The sequence below is a fragment of the Arthrobacter koreensis genome (genome assembly GCF_035792275.1).
Classification (GTDB): Bacteria; Actinomycetota; Actinomycetes; order Actinomycetales; family Micrococcaceae; genus Arthrobacter_B; species Arthrobacter_B koreensis_A.
The window spans coordinates 248,171-268,904 of the sequence record NZ_JAMWKK010000002.1; the positions used below are offsets into that span (position 1 = coordinate 248,171).

Here is a 20,734-nt window from a genome sequence, read left to right on the forward strand (position 1 = left end):
TTGCTGACATCTAGTCAGTAACATACCAACATCATGTCACCATGATATCCGCGATACAAACCGGCTTCACTCATCCCTGCCCGGGAACAACGGCGCGCCTACCGGGGACCGCCCGGCTCTGCTGTGCTTGGCAGATGACTCTCCTGCGGGACGGCTGGCACCGGCTGCGGCGTTCCCGGCTGGTCCGCTGGATCAGCCTTGCAGTGGTGATGCTGCTCATCGTCGAGTACGTGGTGCTGCCCCAGATTCTTGGCTCCGGGAACGTTCTGGCCGCGCTTCGGGGGCTTCCTCCGATACTCGTGCTGTTAGCGGCCGCATTCGAAGCGCTGTCCCTGTGCTGCTACAGCGCGCTGACCATGGTGGTGCTTCCGGGAACCAGGAAACCCCGGTATTTCACGCTGTTGCGGATCGACCTCAGTGACCTGGCGGTCAACCACGTCGTGCCCGGGGGAGGTACGACGTCGGCAGCAGTCCGCTATGCCCTCCTTACCCGCTCCGGCGTACGTCCACAGGACGCACTCAGCGCAGCAATGGTTCAGGTTGTGGGCGCCAACCTCGTTCTCGGGGTCCTCTTCGGGGCTGGGGTGCTCACCGCACTTGGCGAGGTGCGGATTAACCGGTATTTCATCACCGCGGGCATCGCGGTGCTGGTGCTGCTTGCGCTGAGCCTGGCGGCTCTGTCGGTGCTGGACCGGCATCTGGAAGCCGCAGTCCGGGCGGCGCGCAGGACGGCACGGCTGGTGAGGTTCCTCAAACCTGCATCGACGGAGAGGTTCGTCCGGACCATGGCGGCGGAAACCGCGATGTTCCGCAGGGATCCGCGGCGGCTGGTCCTGGCCTTGTTTCTGATAATTTGCTACTGGGGTTTCGACGCCGCCTGCCTGGCGACATTCCTTGCCGCCTTTGGGCACACTCCGGCGCCGGGTGAGCTGCTCATCGCCTACTCGCTGGCGAACCTCGTGGCACTGACTCCGCTGACGCCCGGAGGCGTAGGACTTGTGGAGGGCGTGCTGGTTCCTACCCTGGCGGGCTTCGGAGCCCCCAGTTCAGCCGCGCTGCTGGCGGTGCTGTCCTGGCGGATCCTGAACTTCTGGCTGCCTATCCCGGTGGGCGGTCTGGCCTGGCTCTCGCTGCGCCTTGGGGTGCTGCGGAAGCCCGCTGTGCGGGGAACCCCGGGGGACGGCCGCGTGTCCCGCGGCTAGTGCAGCAGGTTCATCCAGTCCGGCGGGACACGTCCGGCCGGACCCGGAACCGGCTGGGACGCCGGATGGGCCTGTGGCGGGGCCAGCTGCGGACCCTGGAACACCGATTCTTCCGGGTAGCTGTAGAACCAGTCTTCACCCGGTTCATAGCTGCGGATCACCGGATGCCCGGTGGCCTGCTCGTGCGCCGTGGCGTGCTGGCCCGGGGAAGTGTCGCAGCAGCCGATGTGGCCGCATTCAGCACACCGTCGCAGGTGGAACCACCATCCTTCGGCCTCAGTGCACTCCACACAGCCCGGCCCTGTGGGCGGAACAGCGGGATCGATTCCTGGTACGGATTCCATGGCGGCCTCCTCTGACAAACGGCTGGAGTTCCACCACAGTAGCTACTCCCGGTGGCGCCCAGAAGCGCTTCAGGGAAAACGAACGACGGCGGCGCGCGCTATCCCTCCGGCGGGATGCCGGCGCCGTGCGCCTCACCTGCATAGCCAACGGTGAGCGTGTCCAGGACAGTCTGCCGGGTGAACACCCCGCTGTCCGGTTCCGTTTCGGTCAGCAGGTCGATGGTGAACAGCACGGTGGTGCTTGTGGCCGAGGGATTGGCGGGGAGCGCAAAGCCGGAGGTGTAGGCATACGGCGGTTCCGGGGCGAAGCTTCCCTGATCGTTCGTGAGCTCCACGCCCAGTGCATCTACCCGGGCGTTGAAGCGGGTGACCCGGACGGCCCCCGGGGAGGACTCGCCGTCGATCTTCACGCTGACGTTAATAATGGGTGAAGAATCCGGCGTCCATTCGGCCGGGGATTCGTTTGTCCAGTAGTCGACCACCATAGTATGCGAAGCTGCTCCCAAGCGGTGGATGGTGGAACCTTCGGCCAGATCGTTCTCGGCTGCGGGACCCGGTACCCGGGTTTCTTCGGAGCTTGCCCCGGCTTCGCTGCTGCCGGGAAACCCGGGGACAGTACATGCCTGCAGTCCCAGCATGAGTGCCAGGACGGCTGCCGCGCCGATGATGCGTCCGGTTCTGGAAGCGCTGCAGTGTACGCCGGTCATACTTTGAACCCTCTGTGCCGGCGCAGTGCCTTGCGCAGCCGGAAAGGCAAAGAACGCGAAAGCGATGTCCCGTGCGCTCCGGTCCCTGATCGACAGCGCGATGCGGAGGTTGAGGATCACAGCAACCAGGGGCGGGATGAGCCAGAACCAGTAGAAGACGTAGGCGCCTATGCTCAGCGAGGCGGTGAGCAGCAGAAGGAAGCCCATTCGGGTGACGATGTTGAACAGCATGGAGATGTTCTCACTCCAGCGCAGCCTCAGGTTTGGGTGGAGGGGCTGGCCCGGGGTGTTGCTCCGCTGCCCCGGCCACATCAGGTCGATGGCACCGTAGTTCCACTTCACTTGCTGGCCGTCCAATGCCCGAAGGGTCTCCATGCCTCCCACCGAGGCTCGTGACTGGGCGGAGATCTTCGTGGCATAGCCGATGCTCTTGATCTGCAGTGAGAGCAGAGAGTCCTCCACCTCTGAGTCCTTGACCCACGGCGTTGCCTGCCGGTTGTCGACCATAACGTTCTTGAGGGCTTCCATCGACAGGATGGAGCACTGGCCGCCGAGGACGGCCATGTTCCGCCCTCTGAGCAGGTTGTCCATATTGAATGCCGCAAACTGTGCTCTTTGTTTTGTCGTGAGGAATTTTGAAATGAATCCCTTTTTAGGTTCGGCGACAGTGTAGATTGCTGAAACGCCGCCGAACCCGAGGGTCGCTCAGGATTTCCTTTTCGAGGTGTTCGACGGCGTGTTTATCCAGGATGGTGTCACCGTCAACGCCCAGGAAATAGTCGTACTCATTGCAGACCTGGCTGAACCCGTTATTGAGGGCGCCCACCTTCTTGTCAGTGTTGACGCCAATGTCGTGGACAAACACCTCGGTCTGGTAGGTGAGGTCCTGGTAGGTGTGTTCATGGGGTCCGGCGAACTCTCTGGCCAGGTAAAACGTCTCATCATCGGTGTTATTGATGACTACGTGGATGACGTCCGGCAACCGGGTCTGCTTCAGGATTGCGTTGAGGACGTCGACAATGGTGTCCTCTTCGTTGTACGCCGGAATTACGCAGGCAATGGTTGCCCGTTCGGACGATTTTTCTACGACTTTCCGCTGTACTACTTTCAAGTACTCGGCGTGGGGTATTTCCCGATCCGTGATCATTGAGCCTTCCTCCAGGCCTCTCCAGCCTCACCGCTTCTGCAGTCTGCATTGGCAATCCTTGCAGGCGAAATACTCGAGTAATCGAAAGTTTCCCGCAGGAAATGCTCGAATTTGGACGCAGTCCAGAGTTTTGGCGTGCAGTACGAGTGGTCAGGGGGCGGCTCTGCGCGTACTTGGGCGCTCATAGCTGGACGGGAGGGCATCAGAGCACCTGGACTAGGACTGCTGCTGCGGCCAGCAGACCCAGCAGGGTTCCCTGTACCGGTTTGGTAAGCCGGGCGGTCCGTCCGAGGAATCCGCCCGGAACCTGGTGCATCAGCCAGTTGCGGCGGGCATTGATCTTGCGCACGGTGCGGTGTCCCTTCTCCCTGGGGGCTCGACAACGTAAGCAGTTTTAGTCTGCTTTGCTTCGCTGCAGTGGCGCCAACCCGCGGACCGTGATTCTCGCTGCTCACCGTTGTGTGGAAAGCGATACCGGTGCGTCGGGTGGGAACGCCGGGCTGTCAGCCGCGGCACAGGAGGGGGTGAAACTGCGCACGCCGGGACTCCCACTGGCCCGATTTGGCGCGGGCACGGACGGGGTCTGTTCAGGGGCGCGGCCTACCCTGAAAAAATGAAAATACTGCCCCTTGCGGCAGCAGGGTTCATGGCTTCAGCCGTAGCCGCAGCCGGAACACTGGCCGCAACTGCTATCCATAAAGATCCAAGACCTTCGGCCCTGTTTATCCGCGGTGTGTTCTCCAGCGGAGGGAAGGTACAGCTGCGCACACTGCGCAAGCATGTACCGTCCGGGGGAGTGCTGGCACACCGTTCGCTTCCTTATCTTGGCAAGCACCCGCGCCAGTCCATGGACGTTTTCCTTCCAACCGGCTCCGGAGACGGTCCGCATCCCGTTGTTGTGTGGGTGCACGGCGGCGCCTGGATTTCCGGGTCCAAGGAGAACGTGGCTCCCTACCTCGAGATCCTCGCAGGCCACGGCTACGCGGTGGCGGGTGTCGGATACTCCATCTCACCTGAAGCCAGCTATCCCCAGGCTGTGACCGAACTTAACCAGGCGCTGGGTTACCTGCGCGAACATGCGGGGGAGTACGGCATTGATCCCGACAGGATTATTCTCGCCGGCGACTCGGCCGGGGCGCAGCTCGCTGCGCAGCTGGCACTGATCATCACGGACCCCGCATACGCCGCCCGGACCGGGGTCACTGCGGCTGCGGCACCCGAGCACCTGCGGGGAACCCTGCTTTTCTGCGGGGTTTACGACCTTAAAACGATGGCAAAGCTCAAGGGGCCGCTGGGCTGGGGGTTCCGGACCGCCCTGTGGGCCTATTCAGGTTCAAAGGACTGGGCTTCCACGCCCGCGGCTGAACACATGTCCATTCTTGAACATGTGGGGGAGAACTTCCCTCCGACGTACATCTCCGGAGGCAATGCCGACTACCTCACCGACCAGCAGTCCAGGCCGTTGGCGGCAAGGCTGAAGGAGCTGGGGGTTCCGGTTGTCCAGCGGTTCTGGCCAAAGGACCATAAGCCCGCACTGGGCCATGAATTCCAGTTCAAACTGCAGCTCAAGGACGCCCGGATGGTCCTGGCCGACACGCTTAACTTCCTGGATGCGGTCACCGGAGCATCTCCGGCCCCGGTGCGTTCCGATTTTCAAGCCACTGCCTAGCCGGGCACAAACCGGTCTTGAACGGACGAAAGTGCCGGCCCGCTCAGCGGGCCGGCACTTTCGTTTGCAGGGGTCCCGGCGCTAGGACTGCCAGATGTCGTCGCCGCGCAGGGTGGCGTCAGCGCCGCCGTCGCAGTAAATGGTCTGGCCGGCCAGGTGCGAGTTCTCCTCGCTGGCAAGCCAGGCCAGCAGGCGGGCGATGACCACGGGCTCGGAGTGGCCGTTCAGCGGCATCGGAACGTTCTCATCGACCATCTTGACACCTTCCGGCGTGGCCAGGAGTTCCTTGGTCATGGCGGTCAGGACGGTGCCGGGGGCAACAGCGTTCAGCGGAATGCCGTTGCCGGCGTACAGGTCGCTGACTGAGGCGCGGCGGACCCAGCGGCTGAGCGCGCGCTTGGATGACGGGTAGTTGAGGTAACCGATCTGCGGTCCCTGGTCCGCAAGCTTCTGGCCGATCTGGCGTGCCAGGGCCTCATTACCGGCAAGCATGGCATCCACCAGCTCGGGGGAGTTGGGCTGCAGGGAAGCCATGGAACTGACAACGACGGCGCGCGGCGCCTCGCTGCGTGCCAGCACCGGAGCGAGCCGGTCCAGGAACTCGGTTACTCCGAAGAAGTTCACGGAAACCGTCAGCGGAACGGGAGCGGAGATTCCGGCGCAGGCAATCACGGCATCCACGGTGCCGCCGGCGAGTTCAACCGCGCGGTCAGCAGCGATCTGGCGTCCCTCGGGGGTGCTGAGGTCGGCTTCCACTTCAGCGTTGCGCAAGTCAACGCCAATGACGGTGTTGCCGCGTTCTTTGAGCAGCTGGGCCGTTGCTGCCCCAATGCCGGAAGCGGATCCTGTGACGATATAAGTACGTGTAGTCATACTTCGAGATTACTCCCGCTGAAGGCGTGGTATAGGGGGGTCCTCCTGATGCCGGACCCGGGGCAGTACTATCGGGATTGTCCGCAGCGGCACACGGTCCGGCCTGTCCGCTACCTCACCATCTGTTCCAGGAACTGCGGCGTGAAGCCGGCGGGCAACTGATCTGTATATGTGTCCTGCCAGGAGGCAACGTGGAGCCGTGCCAGCGCCGCTGCATCACCTGCACGAAGCTCCCGAACGGCGAACCCTGCTGATTCCATGGAGGGACCCTGCAGTGCAGCCGCTTCCCGGCACAGGGGACCGCTTCCGAAACGCTACTGGTAACCCGGCATGTGCCTAACCGGCCAATTCCTACCACTTCTGTCCGATTCTTCGCTTCCGGAGGCGCCAGGATGGCTGAGTCAGTCTTACTAAAAGCGGATGAGGGAGGTATCTCCGGGCGTCCTTCTTCGCTTTGAAGATTGGTCAGTGATTACTGTATGGTCAGCTCATGCTGACTATTGCTTCCCGATTGGATGTGATGAATCGACTCGGTCGCGCTATGGCCGATCCGAGCCGGTCGTCGATTCTTATGGCCCTGCTGGAGGGGGCGAGTTACCCCGCCATCCTTGCCCGGACCCTGAATTTGACGCGTTCAAACGTGTCGAATCACCTCACGTGCCTTCGCGACTGCGGAATTGTGGTTGCGGAGCCTGAAGGTCGGCAGACTCGATACGAAATCGCTGACCCGCATCTGGCGAAGGCCCTTCAGGCTCTGGTTGACGTCACGCTTGCCGTGGATGAGAACAAACCATGCATCGATCCGGCCTGTCCAGTGCCAGGTTGCTGCGAGGGTGCCCGATGACCGCGCCTGTCGCGCTCTCTGTGGAGCGCCGTTCAGTATTGCATCGCCGTGTAAGGCTCATCGTCGGGTTCACTATCACCTATAACGTCGTTGAGGCCATCGTCGCTCTATGGGCCGGCTCACTTGCTTCCTCGGCTGCGCTCATCGGGTTCGGGCTCGATTCCATCGTCGAAGTGCTGTCTGCGGCGGCGGTTGCCTGGCAGTTCACCCGGAAAGATCCGGAGCGCTGGGAAAAGGCGACTGTCCGCGCGATCGGTATCGCTTTCTTCGCGTTGGCAGCCTATGTCACGACAGATGCCGTTCTGGCTCTGTCTGGCGTTGAAAAAGTCGATCACAGCCCCCTTGGAATCGGTATTGCAACGCTGAGCCTGATCATCATGCCCGTGCTTGCATGGTTTGAGTTCCGGACTGGGCGTGAGCTGGGCTCGAAGAGCGTGCAGGCTGACGCCAAGCAGCTGTTGCTGTGCATCTATCTCTCCGGCACCGTGTTGATTGGCTTGGTTCTCAACACACTGTTTGGGTGGGCATGGGCAGATTCCGTGGCTGCCCTGGTAGTCGCCGCCCTTGCAGTCCGTGAAGGCATTGAAGCCTGGCGGGGAGATGTTGAATCTCCGTTCGAAGTGCTCGAAGACCTGCATGACGATGATGACGAGGAAGCTGCCTCACACTGACTGCGAGGCATCCTGATGCCCCCGCCTGATTAGTCCTTGCTTTGGGATCTCACCAGTTCGGGGTATGCCTTCCAGCGACCACCGGCGCGCTGTTCGTGGATGTCCATCACCTGATAGCTGTAGCCCAAGGCATCGGCTGCAATGGCCGGCGGCATCAGCAGGACAAGTTCCTGGAGGGTTGCATTCTTTGCTCCCTTCAAATCGATTCCCACCTCACGCAATCGAGTCATGAGGCGGTTCGCGCTAATGTGCTCACCCGGGCTGAATCCCGGAAAGCACCAGGGCGAGCCTGGGTTGGATGCAGTATTCGTATTTGGCCGGTTGGCGAGGTAGTCCTTGAAGACTGGGCTGAAAACAGCTGGGACTTCGATCGGGTCCTCGCCGAAAACGACCTGCAAACCACCGTCGTCGGAGTGCAAAAACTGCTCTGTCTTCATGGCGGCGACTCGTGTGAGGGGCTGGCCAAAGAGGAGCATGAGTAGGCATGCAGCGCGGTCGCCGGGGTCAAGTTTATGATCGTCAAGGGCACGGTGAATCAACTCCAGACGACGGTCTTGGCTAAGCCGGGGAAGCGTCTTGGGTACGCGGTACGGGAAGTCGAGTTTAGGGATGTGCCGGGCGCCCATGGCCCATCTGGCGAATGTGCGGGCGAGGCTTCGGGTTGTCGGTCCGCCCGCCAGCCAATCGTTGATGTCCTGCTGGGTGCATTCTCCGGGGCCCTTTCCGCGCCCGTCCAAGAACCCGAGGAACTCGATGGCCGTCGAGGTGGACTGACGAGCGCTCAGCAGGGTGCCTTCCTTGAGGCTGTTCTGGCTGGCCAGATGGCGCATCCGGTTCAAGTGGACGAACCTCGCGAATTGCGCGATGAGCCGCTTGTGCTTTGGGGAGGGGACTTTCAGCAACTTCTGGTCGAGCCAAGTTTCGTACCGTTCGATGCGCCCGTTGCGTTCCTCGATCATTCCCAGACTCATGACGAGTTTGCGCAGATGCTGAACTTTTCCCGGTGTCTGGTGCTGAGTGAATGTTTCGTGTGTGAGGGAAGCGGTGTCGGTCGCCAGGGTGCGCAGCAGCTCTTTCGCCGGCTTATTGGTAATCAGCCAGACCCGGGCACTGCGCGCGTTCGCTTGCGTCGTTAGGGCCTGGTAAAGCGGGAGCATATGCTCAGCGATGCCGCCGTGCTCATCGCGTATCAGATCACCGAGGTCATCTTTCAGGCAGCAACGCGCGCAGAGACCTGACCGGACCGGCTCATCCTCTTCTTCACACCTGGCGCAGTGAAAGTTTGCCGGGATTTGGGCGCAATCCACGCAAACCGTCTCCCCGGAGGGGGAGAGGCCTGGCAAGAGCCGTTGTACCCCGCAGCCGGGGCAGACCCCGTGGATGCGTGTGATTCGTTGATGACAGCGCCGGCAGATGCTGCCTTCCGGCCACGTCACGGCAAACTTCACCCCTGTGCGGGTGCAGCGGGCGCAGGTCCGGGGACTGCTGCTCATCCGTCAGTGGGGCGGACCCGGGCACGCCGTGGCCGGACGGTTTCATTCAGCGATATGGGCTCGGCCGTGCTGCCGACGACCCGTCGGAGCCGGCTGTTGGATGATACTGCTTCGAAGTGGCACAGATCTTCGACGGAGCATTCCAGAGCATCGGTAATCGCCCCCAGCAGTGCCAACGACATACGTTCGGGCTTCTGCCCGACCAGCCGGTATATCTGTGAGTCCGACAAGGTGATGCCGCGGTCGGTGAGCAAGGGGAGCAGGTCTGAAATGTTGTTCAGGCCCCTGGCTGCCATGATCTCCCGGAGCCGCCATTTGTATTCGATACGCCGATTCATTTTCTGCCTCATTCCGCTGTCTGGCCTAGTTCGGCAGCCATTTGGTTGAAGGCTTGCTGCACCACGCGGTTCCGGTAGTCGGGGGATACGCCAGTGTAGATCGACGTGGTGGAACCATGTTCATGCCCGACCTGTTGCTGCACGAAGAACGCGTCGTATCCGTCCTCGATAAGGTGTGTGACGTAGGAGCGGCGCAGTGAGTGGAAGTCCAGGCCCTCGCCAAGGCCTGCTTCTCTCCGGATGACGGTGAATGCCCGGCTGAGGGCATCAGCAGTCATCGCTCCGTTGCGCTCGGATGGGAATACGTAGTCGTTGGTCTGCGCTGAGCCGATTCGGGGCCTGATGTCATCGATCCAGTCCCGGAGACAGTCGACTGCCCAATCTGCTTGGGGCACGGTGACGACCGTTCGGTGCTTGGGCGGCGATCCGGCCTTGGCTTTCCCATGGCGCACGTAAACCATCCCGAAACCCCGGAAACTTTTGGCGGCCGGGTTGCGTCCGAAATCCGCCAGCTCAAGTTGCCGGACCTCATTGCGTCTCAGGCCCCATGCGTAGGCAGTTTTCATCATCGTTGCGAGCCTGAACCAGGCTGCCCAGCCTTTGTGGCCGGACCGCTGGGCAGCCACGACATGGTCGTCCGCGCAGTCGAAGAGGACCTGCAATTCTTCCCGCGTGTAGGGGCGCTTCTTCGGACCGCCCATAGAGTCTTCGCGATGCCTTGCCGTGTTCCATTCGAAGGCTATTTGCGCAGGATGGGTTCCGAACCGCTTCAGGCACTCTTCAGCCCAGCCGTAACTTGAATCAGTCACATACTCCATGAAGAGCCGGACTGATCCTTGATAGTTGAGCATCGTTGAGTGGCTAACACCGCGGACCCCGCGAAGTTCCAGGGAGAAGTCATCCATGTCTGTCACCTCCCAGTGCCACGGGTACTTTTCCGTGAACCGCCTGAACCGTTCGATGTTCGCGATGCGCTGGTCGATGGTCGTGAAGGACAGGTTCCGGCCCAGCTGCTGGTTTCGCCAGCCATTGAGCATCTCTACCCACACAAGTTCCTCGGGATGGAGTACCGGCAGGCCCTGGGCCAGATGAAGGGGGACCACCCCGGGCGGTAAACCCGTCATATTCGCCTCTGCGTCATGTGCGAAACTTTCGCACATTATGCGAATCTGGTCAATCGTCTTACTAAAACGCGTAGTCAGACGCTGGTTTAGGGCAGGCCGTCCGCTCCGATGAAGAGTCATCCGGCGTTCTTCTTCGGGCTGTCATTACGCCTTGTTCCGCGGATTCACGCGCCAAACGGGGCAAGTGTGAGGGGACCGGCGTATTCGCACTTTCCGGGAATGTGCCGTCTTCTACTTGACATAATGTAGATTATCGGCGCATGCGAACTGCGTGGAAGAGGGTCCCCTGCAGGCCGTTTGTACCAAGCCCCGCAGATGCCGCTGCCGGCTGCCGCCCGGATGACGCCCGACGCTTCCGCCGGTGCCGCACGTCGCCGCCGGAGGCGCCGGGTCGATTGACCGGCTGCCGGGAAGCCCTCAGCGGAAAAGGTACCTCACGTGTTTTTGCTCATGTTCGACGGTGCAGGCTGTTCGGTTTTGGGTTGACATAATGTCCCCCACCGCCCGCGGGACCCGCTCAGCAGGTTTACATAATGCCGCCAGTGCCCCCAGGGAACAAATCCCCGAGGTTGGTCGTTGTACCGGGCGTTGACCTGCAGTGAAGCGGATTCTGCGGGGATTTGAGCTCCCCGGCGGCACTCCGTCCGGCTGCCGATCCTCCCGGCCAGAAGGCCGCCCGGCACCCGTGCGCAGGCGGACTGCCTGACCGGTCCATCCGGATTCTGCGGCTTAGCCGCAAAAAGACCTATTCAGATGCCGTTTGGTGTGTTATGCGGCTTCGCCTATATGATCTACGCTCGAACCCCCCACAATTTCAGGAGAAAAGCACTACACATGGCTACCGATTACGATGCACCGCGCGTCAAAGAAGAAGACCAGCCCACGGACTCTTTGGAGGGGCTGAAGGCCCAGCAGCGCGGCGGAGCGATGACGGCGGTTATCGACGTCGAGGAATCCGACGCTATCGACGGGTTCGACCTTCCCGGTGCGGACCTTTCCGGTGAAGAACTGCTGATCAAGGTTGTTCCGGCGCAGGCTGATGAATTCACCTGCATGTCCTGCTTCCTTGTCCGTCACCGCTCCCAGATTGCGCTGGAGAAGAAGAACGGCGACAAGTACTGCGTGGACTGCGAAGGCTAGCGCTTCTCCCCCACGCATAGACAAAACAGCGGAAGGTCCCGGGCAGCGATGCCCGGGACCTTCCGCTGTTTGCCTGGATAAATACCCTCGGACACTAAGATGGAGCCGTGATCTACGAACCCAGTGCAGCGGAGTCTCCCGCAGCCATCCGCTCCCTGGTCCTTCCCATGCTGGAACAGGAACTCGTGCCCATCGTGCAGCTCGGACACCCGGTACTGCGCCGCCCCGCCCTGCCCTATGAAGGCCAGCTGGAAGCCAGCGAGCTCCAGACCCTCATTGAACTGATGCGCCGGGTCATGCACCACGCCCCCGGCGTCGGGCTGGCAGCGCCTCAGATCGGCATTCCGCTGCGCCTGGCTGTCCTCGAAGACACCTATGCAGCGGATCCGGACGGCCCCGAGCTGCGGGAGCGCACGCCGCTGGATTTCTTCACGATCATCAACCCCCGCTACGAGCCGATGGATGACCGGACCGCGTCCTTCTACGAGGGCTGCCTGTCCGTTGAGGGGTACCAGGCGGTGGTGGACCGCTACCGCTCAGTCCGCCTGGACTACGAAGACGAGCACGGCCAGGCTCAGCAGCGCACCTTCTCCGGCTGGCCTGCGCGGATCGTCCAGCACGAAACCGACCATCTCAACGGAATCGTCTACGTGGACAAGGCCTATACCCGTTCACTGAGCTCCAACGCCGAATACCCGCGCTGGGCTTCTGCGGACATAGAGGACGCCAGGCGCACTCTGGGGTTCTAGCTCCGCCGCTCCGACGGGCACCCGCCCCGAACGGGCTTTTGCTGCGGAGCCGGCCCCGCAGCAGAAGCACCTTCCTAGACGCCGGCTTCAACGGGCTGGCCCACCTGGTTTAGCTGTCCGTCCTGGTCCGGGTTGGCAGGCGTGGGAAGCCACTTCGCCCACCACCGGAGGATGTGCTCGAAGCGCTGGCGCCGGTGCCACGGTGTTCCGGCACGGGAGAGCTCATGGTTCTCTCCCGGGAAGAGCAGCAGTTCCGTCGGCACCCCCTGCAGCTTGAGTGCCGTGTAGTAGCGCTGTGCCTGTTCCACGGGGCAGCGCAGGTCTTCCTCGGAGTGGATCACCAGCGCGGGTGTGCGCACCTTCCCGACCTGCGCATAGGGGCTCTGGGCTGCCACCTTTTCCGGGTCATCGCCTGTATAGGCAGCGGAGAAGAACCAGCCGATGTCCGAGGAGCCAATGAAGGACAACGGGTCAAGGAATCCGCGCTCAACGATCGACGCGGTGAACCGCTGGTCCTGTGAGATGGTCCAGGCCGTGAGGTAGCCGCCGTAGGATCCGCCCATAACGCCGAGCCGTGCTCCGTCGAGCTCCGGATGCGCGTTCAGCGCACCTTCCAGGAAGCCGAGGACATCCTGCAGGTCCAGGGTTCCCATGGCTTCCTTGATGGCGCGGCCGTGTTCCTGGCCGTAGCCGGATGAACCGCGGGGATTGCACATCAGCACTGCGTAGCCGGCAGCGGCGTAGGTCTGCGCCTCGTCGAACAGCCCCCAGCCGTACTGCGAAAACGGGCCGCCGTGGATGTTCAGGAGCACCGGGTGCGGGCCTTCGCCCTCGGGCAGGACCACCCAGCCGTGCACCGGGTAGCCGTCCGCGGAGGGATGCGTCTCTTCGCGGAGCGGCAGCACTCCGGCTTTCTCCCGGAAGCCCGCCGAGAAGTCCGTCAGCACCGTCAGGTTCTCCGGCCCTGACGGATCAGCCACGGCGACATCGCCGCTGGTCTGCTGGTCAGTGAACGTCACCACGACGGCGCCGGCGGCTTCCGCGGCCCCGGTGACCACCCGCGGTCCGGACACCAGGGTGCTTTGTGCACCCGTTCGGTCGATGCGCAGGAGTTCACAGGCGCCGCGGGCCAGGTTGAAGACCAGCACGCCGTCCCCGGCAGGAACGATGCCGCCCCCGGCGAGATCCATGTTCTCCGGATCGGTCAGCCTTGCTGCGGCGGACGGGTCGGCCATGGGAGCCGCATAGAGTGCGGTGTTGCGGGCCACGAAATCCAGGCCGGTCGCTGAGACATCCTGTCCCAGATAGTAGAGCCAGCCGCCGTCGGCGCTCTGTACCGGATAGGAGACCGTCAAGCGGCCGCCGCTGAGGTTGGTCAGCCGGCGCGGCTCCCCTGCCGACTCCAGATCCAGTTCGTAGACGTCTGTCACCAAGTCCGTGTCGGCGTCCTGGTGCAGGGCTGCCGTAAACAGGATGGAGGTGCCGTCTGCGGTGAAGACGGGATTGGTGACATCGGCGTCCCAGCCGGTCAGCTGCCGGGCAGGGGGCAGGCCGGCGGACTTTTTGTCCTCTTTCGGGGCTGCTTCAGCGGCCCGGCCCACGGGTTCAACAAAGGGTTCACCGGTGAGGTCAGGCAGTTCCAGGACATACGCCTGGACGAACTTGTCGCGGGTGTAGCCGGCTCCGTTCATCCGGTAGTTCAGCGTGGTGATCAGGCGAGGGTCTTCCGCACCGGCGGAAACTCCGTCGAGCGTTCCGTAACGGCCCTGCTCCGGTTCCCGCGAGGAAAAGACGATCTGCGCTGAATCAGGCGAAAAGCGGAACCAGGAAACACCCAGATGCCGGTCCGTAAGCTGGACGGGCTCGCCGCCGCCGGCAGGCATGGCATAGAGCTGCGGACGTCCGCCCGGCGCGGAGCGAAGGAACGCGAGCACCGTGCCGTCCGGGGAAAACTGCGGGGCGGAATCGCTGAATCCGCGGGTAAGCCTGCGGGGAGCTGAGCCGTCCAGATCCACGTTCCATAGCTGGCCCACGTACGCATCTGCAGCGAAGTCGGGGCGGTTGACGGCGACGACGGCACGCTTCCCGTCCGGGTTGAGGGCGGGTTCGGAGACGGAGTTCAGGAGATCCAAATCACTGGGTTTCATGGAACCGAGCCTAGCAATACTGCCCGGCGTCCCCGCGCGGACTGCGGAGGAAGGCAAAGGGGAAGCAGCCCTAAGATTGGAGGTATGTCCTCCGGAAACCGCCGTCTCCTCGCCTGCCCCAACTGCGGCGGTGACCTTGAACCGGACGCCGCACGCACCAGGCTCAGCTGTCCTTCGGGCCACCGCTTTGATGCGGCCAAACAGGGCTACTTCAACCTGCTCACCGGCGCCGGCACGAAGTTCAAGGCGGATACGGCACCGATGGTCCAGGCCCGCACCGACTTCCTCGCCGCCGGACACTACGAACCGCTGGCACGGCGGCTGGCGTCCATGGCCGCCGGCGGAGGCACTGGCACCGGTTCCCGTCCTGTCGTCGCTGATGCCGGAGCGGGCACGGGATACTACCTGGCCAAAGTCCAGCAGGAGACAGGCGCCTCAGCCGCTGTTGCCCTGGACATTTCCAAGTTCGCGCTGCGCCGGGCGGCCCGGGCACTCCCGGACGGCTTCGCGCTGGTCTGGGATGTCTGGCGGCCGCTTCCGCTGGCCGACGCCGCGGTGGATGTCCTGCTCAACGTCTTCGCTCCCCGCAATCCCGCTGAATTCCGCCGGGTGCTGGCGCCCGGGGGCAGTTTGCTGGTAGTCACTCCCCTGCCGGGCCATCTCCGGGAAATCCGTGCCCGGACCGGCATGCTGGAGATTGGCGGCGAAAAGGAAACCCGCGTAGCCCATTCCCTGGAGCCGCTGTTTACTGCCGGACCTGCGCAGCATCTCGAGTACCGAATGTCCCTCAGCAGGAAAGATGTGGAAAACGCCGTGCTGATGGGTCCCTCCGCGCACCATATCGACGCCGGCGCCCTTGGGGACATGCTCGGACGCCTGCAATTCCCCCTGCCGGTGAGCGCCGCGTTTTCGCTGCAGGAGTTCAGGGCTGCAGCGCCCGGGCCGGCCTGACTTTCCCCGGAATCCGCCCCGCACCGGCAGGCGCCGGCGCCGAATCGTGGCTCGCCTGTAACCTGGTTCGCCTAGGTAAACCGCCGTTTATCAGGCAGAATAAGCCGAAAGCCCGCAACTAACCACTCCGCCCGGCGCTGGACGGCCCTGCAGCACCCGGCACCGGGTTGGACGGAGCCGGAGGAAGATCATGCAGGAACTGTACAACTGGCTCGTAGACTACGGCTGGGTTCTCTGGCTGGTGCTTTTCCTGGGCTTTGCGGCCATCGAAACCCTCACGCTGGACCTGTTCTTTGCCATGCTGTCCGCGGGCGCCCTCGCAGCCATGCTGGCCGCCGTCCTCTCCGCGCCGCTCTTCCTGCAGGTGGTTGTTTTCTGTGTCGTTGCGCTCCTGATGATTGTGCTGGTGCGGCCGGCAGCCTTGAAACACCTGAAAACCGGCAGCAAGGAACAGCGGTCAAACATCGAGCGCCTGATCGGGGACACAGCGGTAACCCTGGAACCAGTGGGGTCCCGCACCGGTACGGTGAAGATCGGCGGGGACACCTGGACCGCGCGCACCGGAGACGGGTCGCTGCTTCCCGCCGGAGAGCAGGTAGCCGTCACCCGCATTGAAGGCGCCACCGCGGTGGTTGAACCGCTGCGCACCACGGAAACCCGGGCAGCGGACGATCCCCGCGATGAAGACGGCGGACTGTCCGGCCGCCCGTAAATACCACCACGGGAACCCGGTCAGCAGGCAGGGTTCCCGATGCTCCGTGACACGGGGCAAGAACGAGGCCGGACCACAGCTTAATCCGGCCACAATGCGAGGGGGAATATGGAAACCACCGTCCTGTTAGTCATCCTGGCTGTCCTGGTCATTTTTGTCCTGGTCGTCCTGGTCAAATCCATCCGGATCATTCCGCAGGCACGCGCCGGCGTCGTTGAACGCCTCGGCAAATACCTGCGGACCCTGAATCCCGGCCTGAATATCCTCATTCCCTTCGTGGACCGGCTGCTCCCGCTGCTGGACCTGCGCGAGCAGGTTGTTTCATTCCCGCCCCAGCAGGTGATCACCGAGGACAGTCTGGTTGTCTCGATCGATACCGTGGTCTACTTCCAGGTCACCGATGCACGCGCTGCCACCTATGAGATTGCCAATTACATCCACGCCGTGGAACAGCTCACCACCACGACGCTCCGCAACGTCGTGGGCGGGCTGAACCTCGAAGAGGCACTGACATCCCGGGACCGGATCAACGGCCAGCTGCGCGGCGTGCTGGACGAAGCCACCGGCCGCTGGGGCATCCGTGTCTCCCGCGTTGAGCTCAAGGCTATTGAACCGCCCCTGTCCATCCAGGACTCGATGGAAAAGCAGATGCGCGCAGAGCGAGAGCGCCGGGCAACCATCCTTACGGCCGAGGGCACCAAGCAGTCCCAGATCCTGACTGCCGAAGGCCGCCGGCAGGCGGCCATCCTCGCGGCCGAAGGTGATGCCAAGGCCGCCATCCTCCGCGCAGACGGCGAAGCGCAGGCCATCCAGAAGGTCTTCGACGCCATTCACAAGGGCAACCCGGACCAGAAGCTGCTGGCCTACCAGTACCTGCAGACCCTGCCCAAGCTCGCAGAAGGCGACTCGAACAAGCTCTGGATCATCCCGAGCGAACTTGGCGAAGCCCTCCGCGGCGTCGGTTCCGCGCTGGGCGATTTCCTGCCCGATGCGAAGCCTGATGCCGCAGCTGCCGGCACCGGGACATCCACCGGTGCGGGCACTGGAACAGCTGTGCCGGCAGCAGCCCCCGCGGACTCCCCTGCCAGCCTGCGCGTTGGATCCGGCGACGCCGTTCCGTAAGCCGCCTGTCGCCGTCGTGCCCGGCTGCGGCTATAATTGACTGTTTGCCGGGGTGCAGGCGTTCGCCGGGAACAGGATTCGCGTCCGCGGCGTTGAACCGGAAGAGATATCCGGCGCAGCCGGCATGAGCTTTTAGCGGCTGCCCTCACGGGCAGCGGGCATTACTGATGGGCCGTTGGGTCTTTCGAAACTGATGAGGGAGAAGAAATGAGCGATCGTAGCCTGCGGGGTATGCGACTGGGTGCGCAGAGCATGGAGACGGAATCCGGCGTTGAGCCGGCTCCCCGCCAGCGTGTCGAGTACCGCTGCGAGGACGGCGAACGCGTGTTCGTGACCTTCGCTGCCGAGGCAGAGGTTCCGCCGGTTTGGGTTTCCAAGACCGGCAAGGAAGCCCTGCTGGTTGACGGTGAGAAGCCGGACACCAGCAACGAGAAGCCCGTGCGTACGCACTGGGACATGCTGCTGGAGCGCCGCAGCATTGAAGAGCTCGAAGTTATTCTCCAGGATCGCCTGGACAAGCTCCGTGAGCGCCGGGGAGAGCGCACAGCTTCCTAGCTCCTCAGCGGATTTACAGACGGCGAAGGCCGGCAGCCATGGCTGCCGGCCTTCGCCGTCTGCTGTGTGCGGCCTGGATGGGCCGGGAACCGGTTAGCTCCGTTTGGTCAGCTTCTGCCAGCGCGCGGCCATACCCCACTTGGTTACGTTGGCAATGGCTTCGAAGACAATGTTGCCGCTCATCTTGGAGGCACCGAATTCACGCTCTACGAAGGTAATCGGCACTTCGGTGATCTTGAGTCCCAGCCGGGCCACGCGGAAGGTCATGTCCACCTGGAAACCGTAGCCCACCGATTCAACTGCTGAAAGATCCAGCTTCTCCAGGGTGCTGCGCCGGAACGCCCGGTACCCGGCCGTGATGTCCCGTACGGGAATCCCCAGCATCAGCCGGGAGTACGTGCTGCCTGCGCGCGAAAGAAGCTTGCGCCGCAGCGGCCAGTTAACCACCGAGCCGCCGGGAACCCAGCGCGACCCGATGACGAGGTCCGCACCGGCAGCCGAGGCCTCGAGCAGCAGCGGCAGCTGTTCGGGCTTGTGGGAACCGTCAGCATCCATTTCAACCAGGACGTCATAGCCGTTCTCAAGCCCCCACCTGAACCCGGCGATGTAGGCCGCCCCCAGGCCTTCCTTGCCCTTGCGGTGCAGGACGTGGACCTGCGGATCCAGTGCAGCCTGCTCGTCTGCGTAGGCACCGGTGCCGTCCGGGCTGTTGTCGTCTGCAATCAGCACATCCGAGTCCGGTACAGCCGCGCGCAGCCGCTGCAGGGTTTTTGGCAGCGACTCAATCTCGTTGTAGGTGGGGATGATGGTGAGGACGCGCACTCAAAAGGCCTTTCAACGAACACGAGCCGCGCTGATCGCGGCTCGGAAGGGGGTACTGCGGACGGAGGCAGGATTACCAGTATATGGGACAGCGGGCGGCACCGGCCTGGAGCAGATTCTCCCCCGCCCGTCCTGCCGGCACACAAAGGGACAGGCTCCGCCGTCTTCGGGCCAGTTCCGGAGGCTCCGGACCTGTTTTCTACTGACGGTTGAACCTGTCCCTAGGTGCGCAACTGGGTTGCTGCAGATGGCCCTGCACCGTATCCGGGTGGAGAACCATCACCCCCACACATACGTGCCCGGGCCGGGGCAGCTGGGTTCCGGCGTGAGCCGGTCCGTGCCGCGGTCTGTCTAGACTACGTCCTGAGCCGGAAGTGTCAACATGTTTCCTGACTAGGCCTTAATCTGCATTCACGCAGGTCAGGGGGGTAATTCAGGACCTTTGGGCGCGCAGTTTTTTTCGGGTGCCTAGCTAAAATCGTCCGCCCGGTACAGTTCGGTGCCCAGGTGGACGGTCTGCAGGCAGCGCGGTAGCTTTTCGGTATCCAGTGCAGGCAGGAGCGGAGTTCCGGCGCGGGGGTCGGTGCTCCAGGAAGCCACTGAAGCGTCAGGAGTCTGCACCATCAGCTCATCGGCTTCCCACACAGCGAAGGACGCCGGCGTTCCCGGGGCCAGCTGTCCCAGCATCGGGTTGCCGGTTCCGGCGGCACGCCAGCCGGCACGCGTGTGCGCGATGAACGCGGCACGGGCCGAGATCCGCTGTGCGGGGTTGTGGTGCATCACCGCAGCGCGGACGGCGCGCCACGGATCGAGTGCCGTGACCGGAGCGTCCGAACCGAACACGACGGGCACTCCCGCGGAGAACAGGGCGGCAAGGCGGTTCATCGTTGTGCTGCGCTCCGCCAGCCTCTGGGAGTACATCCCGCCCTCCGCACCCCAGAGTGCGTCGAAGGCCGGCTGCATGCTTGCAGTGATTCCGAAACGCACCAGGTCCGCGACGGCGGCGTCGTCACTGAGCTCAAGATGTTCCAGGCGGTGGTGGGCCGCCCGCATCGCCGGTTCTCCGACGGAAGCAGCAGCGAGGTCCAGTGCCTGGATAACCGTGTCCAGCCCGGCGTCGCCAATAACGTGGAATCCGGCCTGCAGGCCGGCGCTCGTTGCCAGCTCCAGATGCCGCGCGGCCTGTTCCGCGCTGAGGTACAGGCTGCCCGTAGTGTCGGGGGCATCCGCGTAGGGTGCGCGCAGTGCGGCCGTCCGGGCACCGATCGAGCCGTCGATGTTCAGGTCGCCCGCGAGCCCCAGCAGGCGGCCGCCGAAGGAGTCAACGATGTCGGAGAGTTCCCAAGCGCTCTGGGCAAGCTGGCCCCAGTAGGGCAGGATCTGCGGTGCGGGGGCATCGCCAAGGCTCCCCTCCAGTCCCAGCAGCTGCCGCAGGTCCTCCGCCGGGGCAATATGGGGTGCTGCCATCTCCGCGACGGCAACGATGCCCTGGGATGCCGCCAGGTCCAGGGCGGCGCGCTGGAAGCGGGCACGCTCCGGCAGGGAGAGGCTGCGGGAGACCGTCCGAGCCGCCTCGTGCGCGTCCCGGATCACAAAGCCGTCTTCCCAGCCGTCGAGGGCCGCCAGGCCGAGCTCGGCCGCAAGGGTTCCGGAAACCACGGCGCAGTGAACGTCCGCCCGCGCCAGGTAGACGCTCCGGTTGCCCGAGGCGCGGTCCAGCTCAGCGGCTGTGGGCACCCTGCGGTCGGACCAGCCTGATTCGTCCCACCCGTGACCGGTGATCAGCCCGGTAGTCCGGGCCGCTTCCGCGGCCACCGCGTCGAGCATCTCAGGGAGGCTGCGGACGCCGGAGAGGTCCACGGATGACGCCGCGAGGCCGGTCTCCGTCAGGTGCACATGGGAATCCACGAAGCCCGGGGCGGCAAGAGCACCCTGCAGGTCCACCACCTGCATCTTGTCGTCCTGGATGGAGGTCGCTGCCTGCTCGGAGCCGACCCACGCGACGGTCCCGCCGTCAACCAGCATGGCCGTGGCGAACGGATCTGCGGAACTGTAGACCGAGCCGTTGCGGTAAAGGGTCAGGGCATTGGCCGGGGCCGTGCTGTTCAAGGACTCACCTGTTCT

Annotated in this window: 22 protein-coding genes; 10 read left to right on the plus strand and 12 right to left on the minus strand. The window is 63.6% G+C overall.

The window, feature by feature from the left end; all coding sequences use genetic code 11:
* Window positions 1-134 precede the first annotated feature (134 nt).
* The gene (locus NGB94_RS03095) at window positions 135-1,202 is read left to right on the plus strand and encodes a lysylphosphatidylglycerol synthase transmembrane domain-containing protein (protein WP_325789006.1); all 1,068 of its coding nucleotides are present in this window, start codon (window positions 135-137) and stop codon (window positions 1,200-1,202) included.
* On the opposite strand, the gene NGB94_RS03100 is transcribed toward NGB94_RS03095, so the two are convergent.
* From NGB94_RS03100 to NGB94_RS03115, 4 genes are all read right to left on the minus strand, one after another.
* The gene (locus NGB94_RS03100) at window positions 1,199-1,546 is read right to left on the minus strand and encodes a UBP-type zinc finger domain-containing protein (protein ID WP_325789008.1); all 348 of its coding nucleotides are present in this window, start codon (window positions 1,544-1,546) and stop codon (window positions 1,199-1,201) included. The genes NGB94_RS03095 and NGB94_RS03100 overlap by 4 nt on opposite strands.
* A 98-nt stretch (window positions 1,547-1,644) precedes the next feature.
* On the minus strand, window positions 1,645-2,817 hold the full coding sequence (locus NGB94_RS03105; protein WP_325789010.1) for a glycosyltransferase family 2 protein: 1,173 nt from the start codon (window positions 2,815-2,817) through the stop codon (window positions 1,645-1,647).
* Window positions 2,818-2,905: 88 nt separating this feature from the next.
* Window positions 2,906-3,364: a glycosyltransferase family 2 protein gene (locus NGB94_RS03110; protein ID WP_325789012.1), complete on the minus strand. Its 459-nt coding sequence runs from the start codon at window positions 3,362-3,364 to the stop codon at window positions 2,906-2,908.
* Window positions 3,365-3,602: 238 nt separating this feature from the next.
* On the minus strand, window positions 3,603-3,749 hold the full coding sequence (locus NGB94_RS03115; RefSeq protein ID WP_325789014.1) for a hypothetical protein: 147 nt from the start codon (window positions 3,747-3,749) through the stop codon (window positions 3,603-3,605).
* A 264-nt stretch (window positions 3,750-4,013) separates the two neighbouring features.
* On the opposite strand from NGB94_RS03115, the gene NGB94_RS03120 reads away from it, so the two are divergent.
* Complete coding sequence (locus NGB94_RS03120; protein ID WP_325789015.1) at window positions 4,014-5,069, plus strand: alpha/beta hydrolase; 1,056 nt, start codon at window positions 4,014-4,016, stop codon at window positions 5,067-5,069.
* Window positions 5,070-5,150: 81 nt separating this feature from the next.
* Here the strand turns inward: NGB94_RS03120 and NGB94_RS03125 are convergent, their stop codons facing one another.
* Both NGB94_RS03125 and NGB94_RS03130 read right to left on the minus strand, forming a co-directional pair.
* Entirely contained in the window at window positions 5,151-5,942 is a 792-nt protein-coding gene (locus NGB94_RS03125; RefSeq protein ID WP_325789016.1) for an SDR family oxidoreductase, read from the minus strand.
* Window positions 5,943-6,052: 110 nt separating this feature from the next.
* On the minus strand, window positions 6,053-6,202 hold the full coding sequence (locus NGB94_RS03130; RefSeq protein ID WP_325789018.1) for a hypothetical protein: 150 nt from the start codon (window positions 6,200-6,202) through the stop codon (window positions 6,053-6,055).
* Window positions 6,203-6,432: 230 nt separating this feature from the next.
* On the opposite strand from NGB94_RS03130, the gene cmtR reads away from it, so the two are divergent.
* The gene (gene cmtR / locus NGB94_RS03135) at window positions 6,433-6,786 is read left to right on the plus strand and encodes a Cd(II)/Pb(II)-sensing metalloregulatory transcriptional regulator CmtR (protein ID WP_325789019.1); all 354 of its coding nucleotides are present in this window, start codon (window positions 6,433-6,435) and stop codon (window positions 6,784-6,786) included.
* Entirely contained in the window at window positions 6,783-7,457 is a 675-nt protein-coding gene (locus tag NGB94_RS03140; RefSeq protein ID WP_325789020.1) for a cation transporter, read from the plus strand. The genes cmtR and NGB94_RS03140 overlap by 4 nt, the downstream gene beginning before the upstream one ends.
* A 29-nt stretch (window positions 7,458-7,486) precedes the next feature.
* Here the strand turns inward: NGB94_RS03140 and NGB94_RS03145 are convergent, their stop codons facing one another.
* The 3 genes from NGB94_RS03145 to NGB94_RS03155 form a co-directional block, all read right to left on the minus strand.
* Window positions 7,487-8,764: a hypothetical protein gene (locus NGB94_RS03145; protein WP_325789022.1), complete on the minus strand. Its 1,278-nt coding sequence runs from the start codon at window positions 8,762-8,764 to the stop codon at window positions 7,487-7,489.
* A 182-nt stretch (window positions 8,765-8,946) separates the two neighbouring features.
* Window positions 8,947-9,288, minus strand: a complete 342-nt coding sequence (locus NGB94_RS03150) for a helix-turn-helix transcriptional regulator (protein ID WP_325789023.1) — start codon at window positions 9,286-9,288, stop codon at window positions 8,947-8,949.
* Window positions 9,289-9,296: 8 nt separating this feature from the next.
* A complete protein-coding gene (locus tag NGB94_RS03155) occupies window positions 9,297-10,448 on the minus strand; it encodes a tyrosine-type recombinase/integrase (RefSeq protein WP_325789025.1) in 1,152 nt (383 codons plus the stop codon).
* Between the two features lie 798 nt (window positions 10,449-11,246).
* On the opposite strand from NGB94_RS03155, the gene NGB94_RS03160 reads away from it, so the two are divergent.
* Both NGB94_RS03160 and NGB94_RS03165 read left to right on the plus strand, forming a co-directional pair.
* Window positions 11,247-11,552, plus strand: a complete 306-nt coding sequence (locus NGB94_RS03160; RefSeq protein ID WP_055241061.1) for a DUF4193 domain-containing protein — start codon at window positions 11,247-11,249, stop codon at window positions 11,550-11,552.
* 167 nt (window positions 11,553-11,719) lie between these two features.
* Window positions 11,720-12,301 carry a peptide deformylase gene (locus NGB94_RS03165; RefSeq protein ID WP_325789121.1) on the plus strand — a complete coding sequence of 194 codons (582 nt, stop codon included), beginning with the start codon at window positions 11,720-11,722 and terminating at the stop codon, window positions 12,299-12,301.
* A gap of 74 nt (window positions 12,302-12,375) precedes the next feature.
* Here the strand turns inward: NGB94_RS03165 and NGB94_RS03170 are convergent, their stop codons facing one another.
* A complete protein-coding gene (locus NGB94_RS03170) occupies window positions 12,376-14,448 on the minus strand; it encodes a S9 family peptidase (protein ID WP_325789026.1) in 2,073 nt (690 codons plus the stop codon).
* An 84-nt stretch (window positions 14,449-14,532) separates the two neighbouring features.
* Between NGB94_RS03170 and NGB94_RS03175 the strand changes: the two genes are divergently transcribed.
* From NGB94_RS03175 to NGB94_RS03190, 4 genes are all read left to right on the plus strand, one after another.
* Complete coding sequence (locus tag NGB94_RS03175) at window positions 14,533-15,399, plus strand: putative RNA methyltransferase (RefSeq protein ID WP_325789028.1); 867 nt, start codon at window positions 14,533-14,535, stop codon at window positions 15,397-15,399.
* 190 nt (window positions 15,400-15,589) lie between these two features.
* Window positions 15,590-16,111, plus strand: a complete 522-nt coding sequence (locus NGB94_RS03180) for an NfeD family protein (RefSeq protein WP_325789030.1) — start codon at window positions 15,590-15,592, stop codon at window positions 16,109-16,111.
* 108 nt (window positions 16,112-16,219) lie between these two features.
* On the plus strand, window positions 16,220-17,233 hold the full coding sequence (locus NGB94_RS03185; RefSeq protein ID WP_325789032.1) for an SPFH domain-containing protein: 1,014 nt from the start codon (window positions 16,220-16,222) through the stop codon (window positions 17,231-17,233).
* A 207-nt stretch (window positions 17,234-17,440) separates the two neighbouring features.
* Window positions 17,441-17,788 (plus strand): RNA polymerase-binding protein RbpA, encoded by a 348-nt coding sequence (locus tag NGB94_RS03190; protein WP_066297768.1) that lies wholly within the window; start codon window positions 17,441-17,443, stop codon window positions 17,786-17,788.
* A gap of 93 nt (window positions 17,789-17,881) precedes the next feature.
* Here NGB94_RS03190 and NGB94_RS03195 read toward each other — a convergent pair whose 3' ends face one another.
* Together NGB94_RS03195 and NGB94_RS03200 are read right to left on the minus strand one after the other, a co-directional pair.
* Window positions 17,882-18,610 carry a polyprenol monophosphomannose synthase gene (locus NGB94_RS03195; RefSeq protein ID WP_325789034.1) on the minus strand — a complete coding sequence of 243 codons (729 nt, stop codon included), beginning with the start codon at window positions 18,608-18,610 and terminating at the stop codon, window positions 17,882-17,884.
* Between the two features lie 468 nt (window positions 18,611-19,078).
* Complete coding sequence (locus NGB94_RS03200; protein WP_325789036.1) at window positions 19,079-20,719, minus strand: amidohydrolase; 1,641 nt, start codon at window positions 20,717-20,719, stop codon at window positions 19,079-19,081.
* Window positions 20,720-20,734: the final 15 nt, after the last annotated feature.

Coding starts and splice junctions, on each gene's coding strand:
- NGB94_RS03095 (WP_325789006.1), top strand. CDS start 135: ATGACTCTCCTGCGGGACGGCTGGCACCGGCTGCGGCGTTCCCGGCTG.
- NGB94_RS03100 (WP_325789008.1), bottom strand. CDS start 1,546: ATGGAATCCGTACCAGGAATCGATCCCGCTGTTCCGCCCACAGGGCCG.
- NGB94_RS03105 (WP_325789010.1), bottom strand. CDS start 2,817: ATGGCCGTCCTCGGCGGCCAGTGCTCCATCCTGTCGATGGAAGCCCTC.
- NGB94_RS03120 (WP_325789015.1), top strand. CDS start 4,014: ATGAAAATACTGCCCCTTGCGGCAGCAGGGTTCATGGCTTCAGCCGTA.
- NGB94_RS03125 (WP_325789016.1), bottom strand. CDS start 5,942: ATGACTACACGTACTTATATCGTCACAGGATCCGCTTCCGGCATTGGG.
- NGB94_RS03130 (WP_325789018.1), bottom strand. CDS start 6,202: ATGGAATCAGCAGGGTTCGCCGTTCGGGAGCTTCGTGCAGGTGATGCA.
- cmtR (WP_325789019.1), top strand. CDS start 6,433: ATGCTGACTATTGCTTCCCGATTGGATGTGATGAATCGACTCGGTCGC.
- NGB94_RS03140 (WP_325789020.1), top strand. CDS start 6,783: ATGACCGCGCCTGTCGCGCTCTCTGTGGAGCGCCGTTCAGTATTGCAT.
- NGB94_RS03150 (WP_325789023.1), bottom strand. CDS start 9,288: ATGAATCGGCGTATCGAATACAAATGGCGGCTCCGGGAGATCATGGCA.
- NGB94_RS03155 (WP_325789025.1), bottom strand. CDS start 10,448: ATGTGCGAAAGTTTCGCACATGACGCAGAGGCGAATATGACGGGTTTA.
- NGB94_RS03160 (WP_055241061.1), top strand. CDS start 11,247: ATGGCTACCGATTACGATGCACCGCGCGTCAAAGAAGAAGACCAGCCC.
- NGB94_RS03165 (WP_325789121.1), top strand. CDS start 11,720: ATGCTGGAACAGGAACTCGTGCCCATCGTGCAGCTCGGACACCCGGTA.
- NGB94_RS03170 (WP_325789026.1), bottom strand. CDS start 14,448: ATGAAACCCAGTGATTTGGATCTCCTGAACTCCGTCTCCGAACCCGCC.
- NGB94_RS03175 (WP_325789028.1), top strand. CDS start 14,533: ATGTCCTCCGGAAACCGCCGTCTCCTCGCCTGCCCCAACTGCGGCGGT.
- NGB94_RS03180 (WP_325789030.1), top strand. CDS start 15,590: ATGCAGGAACTGTACAACTGGCTCGTAGACTACGGCTGGGTTCTCTGG.
- NGB94_RS03185 (WP_325789032.1), top strand. CDS start 16,220: ATGGAAACCACCGTCCTGTTAGTCATCCTGGCTGTCCTGGTCATTTTT.
- NGB94_RS03190 (WP_066297768.1), top strand. CDS start 17,441: ATGAGCGATCGTAGCCTGCGGGGTATGCGACTGGGTGCGCAGAGCATG.